This is a genomic window from Pseudomonas tehranensis (assembly GCF_014268615.1).
GTDB lineage: Bacteria > Pseudomonadota > Gammaproteobacteria > Pseudomonadales > Pseudomonadaceae > Aquipseudomonas > Aquipseudomonas tehranensis.
Genome location: NZ_JABWQV010000183.1, coordinates 1 through 9,991 on the forward strand (window position 1 = coordinate 1; position 9,991 = coordinate 9,991).

The window sequence follows — 9,991 nt, forward strand, 5'->3', positions numbered from 1 at the left end:
GGGCGGAACCCTAAGTGGCCGTTACCGCAGCAATGAATATGTACTCGGTGAAAAGGCTATAGGCCGCTTCGCCAGCAACCCTCACCCCCAACGCCGAGGCTCCCCAACCAACTGCCCCTGCACCCCAAACAACCCCATCTCACGAATCACCGCCAGCTCCCCCTCAGTCTCCACCCGCTCAGCAATCAACGGCAGGTCAATACTATGAGCAGCACGCTGGATCGCCTCAATGAACAAACGCTTGTCGCTCTCCTGGTCGATGGCACGAATGTAGCTGCCATCAATCTTCAGGTAAGCCAACCCCAACCGCGACAAGTTACCGATCATGCTGAAACGCCCACCAAAACGCTGCAGGCTCAGGGAGAACCCCAGCTCACGCAGCTGCCGGGTCAACTGCTCCAGCACAGCTTGCTCCGGCAGTTGCTCTTCACCAATCTCCAGGGTCAAGCGCGGCCCAAGGTTGGAATGGGCCCGTAGGATTTCAAAGACTTTGTTCAGCGCCTGCGGATCGGCCAAGGTCGCCGAAGACAGGTTCAACGCCAGGGATTGTTCGTGCCCGGCCATTTGCTTGAGCACCTGTTCGAGCATCAAACGGTCCAGCCGCGCGGTCCAGCCGAAGCGCTCCAGCCAAGGCAGGAAGCGCCCGGCGGGGATGGTCTGGCCCTGCTCGTCCAGCAACCGTGACAGCACTTTGTAATGCAGCACCACTTGGGTGTCCTGAGCGGCCACCACCGGCTGGAAGTAAAGCTCGAAGCGCTGATTACTCAAGGCCTGGTCGAGCAGATTGTGCCAGGCATGGTGATCGTCACCGACACTGGCCGAGGCGCTGTGGTCCAGGCAGGCCCAACCCGGCTCGCCCTGGCTTTCGGCCTGGGCCAGAGCCTGGTCGCCGAGCTGGAGCACGGCTTGCGGCGAGTCGCCATGAACGAATGGAGCAAGTCCGATGGAGGCCACCGAAGCCACGTCGGTCGCACCGGTGGCATGCAGGCTCGCCAACGCGCTGTCGAGGTTCTGCGCCAGTTGCAGCGCTTCCTCGCGCACCAGCCCCGGTGCCAACACGGCGAACTCCCCGCCGCGAATGCGCGTCACCAGGTTGTGGGTTTCAGGGTAGCGGGCGCATTCACGCTGTAATTGTTCACCCACGGCCTTGAGCAACTGGTCGGTGCGCTGCCCGCCCAGCCGTTGGTTCAGTCCGGCCAGGTCCTTGACCCGCAGCAACAGCAGATAACCGGAACTGGCCTGCTCGGGATTGCTCACCCGGGCGTGGAGCTGCATTTCGAAATATCGCCGGTTGGCCAGGCCCGTGAGATTGTCCTGATAAGACTCGACCCGCAGTTTTTCGCTACGCTCAGCCTGCTCCTGAAACAGCGCCTTGAGCTTCTCGACCATCTGGTTCATCGCCTGCACCACCCGGCGCAGTTCCGGGGTGCGCGGCAGCTCCGGCAGGCTCAGGAACTCGCGACGAGCGATGGCATGGGATTGATGCACCATGTAGTCCAGCGGCTTGAGCTGACGCCGCAGCAGCAAGGCCCCCAACACCGCGCTCACCGCGCCACACAGCAGCAGCCAGCCCAGACTGCCCAATGCGCTCTGCCACAGCTTGGCGAGGGCGAACATCGGGTGGCTGACCACTTCGACCCGCGCCGCCTGCTCCCAACCGCGGCTGACAATCGCATCGCCACCGGCCGGCTCCAAGCCGATGAGCTTGATGAACCATTGCGGCACGTTGCCGGCGTCGGGCGTGCCGGTGCGCTCGACCAGGGTTTTGTCGGTGGCGACATCGACCACACGGATGGTTGCGTAATAGCCGCTGTCGAAAATCGAGCTGACCATCAACTCCACCATCGCCGGGTCGTCGATGTTCGGCGTCAGCGACAGCGCCAGCGCCGTGGCTGCGTCCTGGGCGTGGGAGCGCAACTGGTTGACATACTGGGCCCGCGAGCTTTCCAGGCTGACCATGAAGCTGCCGCTGAAGGCAACCACCAGGAACAGACAGATAGCGATCAACAGCTGTTTGAACAAGGACATCTGAGCGCGCGCTCCTAGTTAGTCGTCTCGACCGGAAAACCTTCGGCCTGCATTTTTTTCAACACATCCTGCCACCGGGACAGGCGCTTGGTGTCACCCACTTTCTTGTTGCCCTTGGCGCCTGGCAGCCACAACCCCTCGGCATTGAAAGAGTAGACCGGCAACAGATCGGTCCGCTGGCTGGCCGGCAGGATGCCGTCGATCAGGCTGTCGAGTACCAGCGGCATGGCATCGGGGGTCGCGTAGTAGGTGAGCACCATGTGCGCACGGTTCTGCCGCAACGCCTTGACGTAGGTGATGCGCAGCTTGTCACTGGACACCCCCAGGCGACGCAGGCTGAAGTACTTGGCAATGGCGTAGTCCTCGCAATCCCCGGCCCCTTTCCACAGGGCCTGGATCGGGGTCTCCCAGTAATCGACCTGACGCCACAGGTCGATGTCTTCGACGTAGCGCACCCGTTTGTTGAAAAACAGGTTCACCACCCTGAGCTGCTCTAGCTCCGGCGTCTGCTTCTGGGTCGCCAACAATTGCTGCCAGGCATCGATCCGTTGCTGCCCTTCGCCCAACGGCCCATATAACGCTTGCGCCCGCCGGCTGATCTGCGCAAAGTCCCAGTCAGCCTGCAGGCCGCCCAGCATGAGGCCGGCCAGCAACAATGCCGAAAACAGCCAGCGCAAGGACCTGGGAACAGGGAAAGGTGCAGCCAAGGGAAATACGTCCAAAAAGGGCCGTGGGAAATGCGTTGGATGGTGAAGCCTGGCCCGGCAAAAGACAATGGCAAGGTGCGATCACCACAAGCAGACTAAACTTTAGTTCAGGAACCGGGGCCGCGAGGTTTTGACGGCTTGGCAATCTGTAACTAACGTTGGCTTGGATCCAATTTTTGTTACTACCAGTCAGGGTGCGTTGTCGTGACACAGAAGCCCAAACCGCTAAGCACTATCCAGGTCAACGGGCCCATTCCCGCTGCCCAGGCCCGCTCCATTATCGAAGAGTCCCTACGCGAGGCCATACTCGACGGGCGCCTGCCCTGCGGCACCGCCCTGCGTCAGCAGGAACTGGCCGACCTGTTCGGCGTCAGCCGCATGCCGGTACGCGAGGCCTTGCGCCAGCTCGAGGCGCAATCACTGCTCAATGTGGTTCAGCACAAAGGCGCCGTGGTGGCCCCGTTGATCACCAACAATGCGATCGAGACCTACTCCCTGCGTTCGGTTCTTGAATCTTTCGCTTTACGCCTGTCCATTCCCCTGCTCGATGCCGAGGACCTGGCCATGGCCGCCCATTACATCGAGCAACTGGAAGCCCAAACCGACCACGCTGAAATCGGCAGGCTCAACCGGCTGTTCCACATGTCGCTTTATCACAAGGCACCCAACAGTAAACTGCTGGACCTGATCGAGCGCGAGCTCAATGAGGAAGAACGCTTCTTGCGCTTTCATCTGTCGTCCATGGGCTTGGGCAAACTGACCCAGGACGATCATCGCGCGCTGCTGGAGGCCGCTACGGCCCAGGACATCGACAGAGCGGTTGCCCTGTTGGAGCTGCATCTGGAAAAAGCCTGCGTCACCATCCGTCGCTATCTGGAACAACAACCAAGCCGGTGACCTGACGCCCGCGCCCTGAGGGGCGCATCACTTTCTTACACATCCCTCCTACACGGTTTCTCGCCCGCCCGACGAGGCCGCAGCGTAGCCGCGCCCTGTCGCCCCCATCAGTTCAATGGCACTGCCATCGATTTGGGCCCACTCTTGCGTTTGTCGATTAAAAAACAGACCTGAAGAAGTCAGCGCCTGGCCGCAGCCAGGCGAATCGAAGCCAACACGCAAGGAGCATCGCCCAACCGGCGGGATGATCGGAAGTCCGACCGATGTCCCCCCCATAAAACAACAACTTCTTATTTCCCTGTCCCCTGAAGTGCTCCGAGTGAGGCATTCACTCAACTTCTTCAATTCTGATACTTCTCTATCGGAAGGAGCGGCTTCGCCTGAATAAAACTTATATTAAAAGTTTTAATACCCCTCTTCGCGCCCAATAAACAACGCTCTTTAAATAATTAAAAAATTACTTGCCGCTTACTTATTCGGTGTATTAGCTTTTTATCCGTCGAGTCGTTATCGACCGCTTACGTTTATGGCCAAGGCCCGAGAAACCTTACCCAAACGCCATAAATGCGCCGTTAAGCCGAGCACTTACATACTTTCAAAACTTATGGACTCCGGTTCAGGCACCCGCTCGCTTTTTTATTAAAAGCCGGGTGACTTTTCCGAACAAACATCATTGATGAGGACGTTCCGATGTTACCCACCAAAGAACAACTATCTCTGAAAAAACACGCCCTTGGCGAACACCCGGTTTTTTCCGAAATAACATCAATCGATCTGCTGCGCCGTTTTATGCAAAGCCATGTCTTTGCCGTGTGGGACTTCATGTCACTGACCAAACGGCTGCAACGGGAGCTGACCTGTGTCCACCTGCCCTGGTTACCGCCGGCCGACCCACACGCTGCACGTTTGATCAACGAAATCGTCCTGGGCGAGGAGTCGGATGACCGCCCCGGAGCCGGCTATTGCAGCCATTTCGAACTGTACCTGGACGCCATGCGCGAGGTTGGCGCCGATACTCGCGCCATTGAGCAGTTCATTACTTTGCAACAGGAAGGCGTCAGTCCCGAAACAGCGCTGGAGAGCGTCGAGGTGGAGCCGGCGGCGGCCCGATTCGTCCGCCAGACCCTTCACACCGCGCTGCACGCACCGGCCCACAGCGTGGCCGCCGCCTTCGTGCATGGTCGCGAGAGCGTCATCCCGCAGATGTTCCAGCGCATGCTGGACGCTTGGGGTATCGGCCTGGATCAGGCGCCGACGTTCCGTTATTACCTGCAGCGGCACATCGAAGTCGACTCCGAGGACCACGGCCCCGCAGCGGAAAAACTCTTGGCCCGGCTGATCGATGGCGACCCGCAACGCGAAACCGAGGTGCTGGCCGCCGCACTCGCTGCCGTCCAAAGCCGCACTGCATTGTGGGACGGGTTACGCCAGAGCATGGCCCAACCGGTTGCGCAGGTGGCGCCATGAACGCCGTCGAATACCAATCCTTCGCCGACGCCTGGGAAAGCCGCGCCACGATCCGCACCCGGCCACGGCGCCGCGTCGAAGACGACGACAAGTTGATCTTCCCCATGAGCCGTCAGCCCCTGGTGCACAGCCAGACCTTCCTTAGCCACTGCCCGCAATTGCGCGACTTTGCGCTGGTGCAGAGCCTCTACAAGTTCATCAACGATGTGGTGATCTTCGAGACCGAGCTGGTGGACCACACCGCCCGGAGCATTGCCAAGAACAGCTTCGGCATCGAATTCCCGTTCGCCTGCCGCTACGACGCAATGACGGTGGTGGTGGACGAGGATTACCACGCACTGGTGGCGATGGACTTCATGCAACAGACCATCGAGATGACCGGCATCGCACCGATCCCATTGCCCGATCAGATCGAGCTCAGCCGCGCCATACCGGCAACGCTGGCCCAGGCGCCGGAGCATCTGCTCAGCGCCGTGGAGCTGATCTGCATCGCCATTGCCGAGAACACCGTGACCAACGAAGTGGCGGCATTCGCCCGGGATGATTCGGTCAAGGCGTCAATCAAGGGCCTGATGGCCGACCACTTGCTGGATGAGGGACGGCACTCCGGGTTCTGGACGCGACTGGTGCAAATCTACTGGCGCAGCGCGCCCGAAGCAGACCGCGAGACGATTGCGCGACTGATGCCCGGCTTCATCAGCCAGTACTTGGCGAGCGATCTGCAACAGGCGTTCGATTTCCAGCTGATCGCACACCTGCCCGTCGACGAATCGGTGCGTCAGTCACTGCGCGAAGAAGCCGGTGCGCTGGCCTACCCCATCAATCGTTTTCATCCGTTGGTGGGCAATATCACGCGCTTTTTTCGCAGCAGCTCGATGCTGGCGTCCCCCTGCGTGCGTGACGCCCTGGCCGACTACCTGACCCCATGAGGATCCGCCCATGAGACGCCTCGAAATTGCACTGTCTGGCACAAGCCAGGCCATGACCGACCTGGCCCAGGAGCTCGAACTGCACGGCCACGGTGTTGTGCATCTTGAATCAGCGAACCACCACGCAGCGGTCGACCTGTTGATTGATGACGGGACGCTGCCCTGCACCCTAGACGCCCGCGCAAACCTTCAGGTGCGCGTGGCGCTCCAGTTTTTTTCCGGCCAGGCATTGCCACAGCCGGTGGTGGTTTTTCGAGACAGCGCGCATCGGCCGTTGTCCCAGGAAAAGATCGCTCCGCACGGCGGCGGCAACGGCCAGTCTTTGCGACTGCGCGCCTTGGCGGCGGTGGTCGAGCACGGTGCGCGACTGGTCAGCCAGCTTTCCCGGGACGAAGCCTGCTTCGATCACTGGCCGGCGGTGCAGACCGACGCCTGCGATGAATCGTTGCAGGGACTGGATGTGTTAGAGCCGCTGGCCTTCGAGCACCACCTCAATCGCCCCCCAGTGCCTTGGTTGCTGGCTGCAGCCGAAGTGCCGGTGATGCATGACATCGAACAGCGCATGCTCGATGACGGCACGCAACCGGCGCTGTGGGTCGAGGGTCAACTCGTCGACTATAAATCCTTGCGCAGTCTGGCGTTGCGCTTGCAGGCGTCGATACTCAAGCAACTGGCAGGGGCAAAACCTGGGGTGATTGGTGTCTGCCTGCCCAAGTCCACGCAGTTGTACGCAGCTATCCTGGCGGTGCTGGGTTGCGGGGCGGTGTACCTGCCGCTGGACCCGCAACACCCCGCGCAACGACGGCGCTTTATCCTGGAGAACGCCAACGCGGACCTGCTGCTGCACGACGGTGACAGCGACCTGGGCGAGCTGTCGCTGCCGACGCTGGATGTACGCAAGCTGCCTGCACCCCAGCCCGGCATCCCGGCCTCGCTGATCCGCCGCGTGGTGGACATCGACGAACCGGCCGTGGCCATCTACACCTCCGGCACCACCGGCCAGCCCAAAGGCGTGCTGCTCAGTCATCGCAACCTCAGCCATTTCTGCGCCTGGTATAGCGACTATGTCCGCTTACAGCGTGACAGCCGGGCATTGCAGTTCTCCACCATCAACTTTGATGCATCGCTGCTGGATATCCTGCCGACCTTCATCCAGGGTGCGAGGCTGGTGGTGCCCAGCGAAGACCAGCGGCGCGATCCGCAGCAACTGGTGGCATTGATTGAGCAACAGCACGTCACTCACGCTTTCCTGCCGCCCGCCCTGCTGAGCGTGATGCCGCTGGATGCACCGTTGGGGCTGGCGCACCTGATTACCGGCGGTGATGTCTGTGAGCCGTTCGTGATCGAACAGCTCGCACCGCAGTGCAGTTTCCACAACATCTACGGCCCGACCGAAACCACGGTGCTGGTCACCACCCGGCAATTCGGTATCGGTGACAACAACCGCAACCTCGGTGTGCCCATCGCCAATGGCCGGGTGCTGATTCTGGATGAGCAGCTGCAACCGGTGCCCCAAGGCACACCGGGCGAGCTGTACATCGCCGGGCCTGGGGTCGGCCTCGGCTATCTGAACGATCCGGCGTTGACCGCGAGCCGCTACCTCAACCTGACGCTGCCCGGCGGGGCAACGCTGCGGGTTTATCGCACGGGCGATATCGCCCAATGGACCGACAACGGCATTGAGCTGTGTGGTCGGCGCGATAACCAGGTGAAGATCCGCGGCTTTCGGGTCGAGCCCGAGGAAATCGAGCATTGCCTGCGCGACAGCCAACTGTTTCGCCAAGTAGCGGTGGGTATTGATGAACGGCGGCGAATCCTGGCGTTTCTGGTTCACCCTCGGGAAGAGCGGGCCGGCGCCGCCCTCCAGGCTTTGCGCGAGCATGTACAAAACGCGCTGCCCAGCTACATGCACCCGGCGGCCTACGTGCAATTGCCCAGCCTGCCCTACACCAGCAATGGCAAAGTCGATCGCCGGGCCTTGCTCGCCACGGCGGTGCAAGTACAGGTCGGCAGCCATCGGCGCCAGCCGCAGAACGTTCTGGAAACGCAGCTGCGGCAACTGTGGGCCGAGTTGCTGGAGCTGCCGGTCGACGACATCGCCACCGATGAAAGCTTCTTCAATCTCGGTGGCCATTCGATCCTGTTGTCTCAACTGTTGCTCGGGGTCCGCGAGGCCTTTGGGCGCAGCCTGTCGATCAATCGCTTCATCGAAGCACCTACGCTGATGACGCTGGCGAAGTTGCTAGACGATCCTGAGCAAAACAGCACATCGACCCTCAGCCCCCAGGCCTTGATCGATGCGCAAGCGGAACTCAACCTCAATCCGCTGCCTGTCAGCCGGTGTGGTGATGTGCACAAGGTGGTGGTGACCGGCGCCAACAGTTTTCTTGGGGTACACATCGTTGAGGCCTTGCTGGCCTGGGGCGCCACCGAAGTCGCATGCCTGGTGCGCGAATCCGGTGGACAAAGCGCGGCCGAACGCTTCGCCCAGGCCCTGCGGGACAATCGGCTGAACCACCTGGACCTGAGCCGCGTCAGTGTCTACGCCGCCGACATCACCCAACCGCAATTGGGTTTGCCAGACGATGTCTATGCCCGCATCGACCGCACCTTCGGCGCGTTGGTGCACAACGCGGCCCATGTCAATCACGTGCTCGACTACGAGTCTTTGGCGCGGGACAACGTGGAGCCGATCTTCGAATGCCTGCGCCTGTGTGAAGGGCGCAGCAAGAAGATCTTCAACTTCGTCTCCACGCTGTCGGCGTCCAGTGCCCTGGATGCCGACGGCCAGGTCCTGGAGCAGCCCGCCGCAGAGACGCCACCGATCTACATCAAGAACGGCTACAACCTGTCCAAATGGGTCGGGGAGCGGATCCTGCAGCGGGCCCGGGACCGTGGGGTGTGGGTCAATCTGTTTCGCCCGGGCAACATCAGTTTCAACAGCCTGACCGGGGTCTGCCAGCCCCACAAGAACCGGTTGATGCTGATGCTCAAAGGCTCGATCCAGCTCGGTCAGGTGCCGGATCTGTCACTCAACTTCGACCTGATGCCGGTGGACTTCCTGGCGCGCTTCATCGCCTTCCACGCCAGTCGCTATCAGCCGACGCAGGCGGTGTTCAACCTGCACAACCCCGAGCCCTTGAGCTGGGACGCTTATGTGGCGTCGTTTCGTGACAGCGGCCGCACATTTTCCCTGGTCAGCGTCGCCGACTGGCAACGGCAATTAGGCCGAGTCAATGCCGACAACGCCCTGTTCGGCGTACTGGGTTTCTACCTCAACGGCTTCGAGGAAGACATCGGCGACATCTCGTTGATCAACCACGCCAACGCCCGGGCCGGCGTCAGGCAGATGGGTGCCCGCTACCCGGAAAAATCCCCGGCCCTGCTGCGCCGCGGTGCTGATTACCTCAAGGCCATCGATTTCATCTGAAGCACCCTCAACTGTAAAAAAAGGAGCAAGACCATGAATGCACTTCAACCCGACACTTTGATCAAGAACCCGCACGCCTGCGAGGTCGAAACTTCAGTGGAAGTACCCGCCAACGCGGCGAGCGTCTGGGCAGTGGTGGGTAATTTTGCGGGGTTCGATCAATTCATCCCGGCACTTGAGCACATCGAAATGACCGGCGATGGCGTGAGGTCCCTGCGCAAGAAGTTTTTCCGCGACGGACAGAACCTGGTGGTGGAACAGCTCAACAGCCGTGATGACCAGGCCATGCACATGACCTGGACGCTGATCTACAACACCCTAGGCATCGATAACCTGTGGGCAGCGATGCACGTCGAGCCCCTGGCGGACAACCGCTGCCGCGCCACCTGGACCATCATCGCCGACCACACCGATGCACATACCCCGTCCGGCTTCCGGGATTTCCTGCAAGGGTTTGCCGATGAGGCGATGGGGAATGTCCAAGTGATGTTCAAGTAAACACCACTCCCTTGTGGGAGCGGGCTTGCTCGCGA

General features: G+C 61.0%; 7 protein-coding genes. 5 read left to right on the top strand and 2 right to left on the bottom strand.

The features are described from left to right. Nucleotides 1–81: 81 nt before the first annotated feature. Together lapD and lapG are read right to left on the bottom strand one after the other, a co-directional pair. Nucleotides 82–2,028, bottom strand: a complete 1,947-nt coding sequence (gene lapD / locus HU811_RS20470) for a cyclic di-GMP receptor LapD (protein ID WP_092403315.1) — start codon at nt 2,026–2,028, stop codon at nt 82–84. A 14-nt stretch (nt 2,029–2,042) separates the two neighbouring features. Then, the gene (lapG, locus tag HU811_RS20475; protein WP_371264169.1) at nt 2,043–2,666 is read right to left on the bottom strand and encodes a cysteine protease LapG; all 624 of its coding nucleotides are present in this window, start codon (nt 2,664–2,666) and stop codon (nt 2,043–2,045) included. A gap of 273 nt (nt 2,667–2,939) precedes the next feature. Between lapG and HU811_RS20480 the strand changes: the two genes are divergently transcribed. The 5 genes from HU811_RS20480 to HU811_RS20500 all read left to right on the top strand — a co-directional run bounded on the left by HU811_RS20480 (nt 2,940) and on the right by HU811_RS20500 (nt 9,956). Beyond that, on the top strand, nt 2,940–3,632 hold the full coding sequence (locus tag HU811_RS20480) for a GntR family transcriptional regulator (RefSeq protein ID WP_092459980.1): 693 nt from the start codon (nt 2,940–2,942) through the stop codon (nt 3,630–3,632). A 690-nt stretch (nt 3,633–4,322) separates the two neighbouring features. Continuing rightward, nucleotides 4,323–5,099, top strand: coding sequence for a DUF3050 domain-containing protein (locus tag HU811_RS20485; RefSeq protein ID WP_186657782.1), 777 nt, complete (start codon nt 4,323–4,325; stop codon nt 5,097–5,099). Beyond that, on the top strand, nt 5,096–6,028 hold the full coding sequence (locus HU811_RS20490) for a diiron oxygenase (protein ID WP_186657784.1): 933 nt from the start codon (nt 5,096–5,098) through the stop codon (nt 6,026–6,028). Before HU811_RS20485 ends, HU811_RS20490 begins: the two co-directional genes overlap by 4 nt. 10 nt (nt 6,029–6,038) lie before the next feature. After that, complete coding sequence (locus HU811_RS20495) at nt 6,039–9,458, top strand: non-ribosomal peptide synthetase (protein ID WP_186657787.1); 3,420 nt, start codon at nt 6,039–6,041, stop codon at nt 9,456–9,458. Nucleotides 9,459–9,491: 33 nt separating this feature from the next. Beyond that, a complete protein-coding gene (locus HU811_RS20500) occupies nt 9,492–9,956 on the top strand; it encodes an SRPBCC family protein (protein ID WP_186657788.1) in 465 nt (154 codons plus the stop codon). The last annotated feature ends 35 nt before the right edge of the window (nt 9,957–9,991 follow it).

Excerpts from the sequence above, each read along its gene's own strand:
- lapD (WP_092403315.1), bottom strand. The coding sequence starts at position 2,028 with ATGTCCTTGTTCAAACAGCTGTTGATCGCTATCTGTCTGTTCCTGGTG.
- lapG (WP_371264169.1), bottom strand. The coding sequence starts at position 2,666 with ATGCTGGGCGGCCTGCAGGCTGACTGGGACTTTGCGCAGATCAGCCGG.
- HU811_RS20485 (WP_186657782.1), top strand. The coding sequence starts at position 4,323 with ATGTTACCCACCAAAGAACAACTATCTCTGAAAAAACACGCCCTTGGC.
- HU811_RS20490 (WP_186657784.1), top strand. The coding sequence starts at position 5,096 with ATGAACGCCGTCGAATACCAATCCTTCGCCGACGCCTGGGAAAGCCGC.
- HU811_RS20495 (WP_186657787.1), top strand. The coding sequence starts at position 6,039 with ATGAGACGCCTCGAAATTGCACTGTCTGGCACAAGCCAGGCCATGACC.
- HU811_RS20500 (WP_186657788.1), top strand. The coding sequence starts at position 9,492 with ATGAATGCACTTCAACCCGACACTTTGATCAAGAACCCGCACGCCTGC.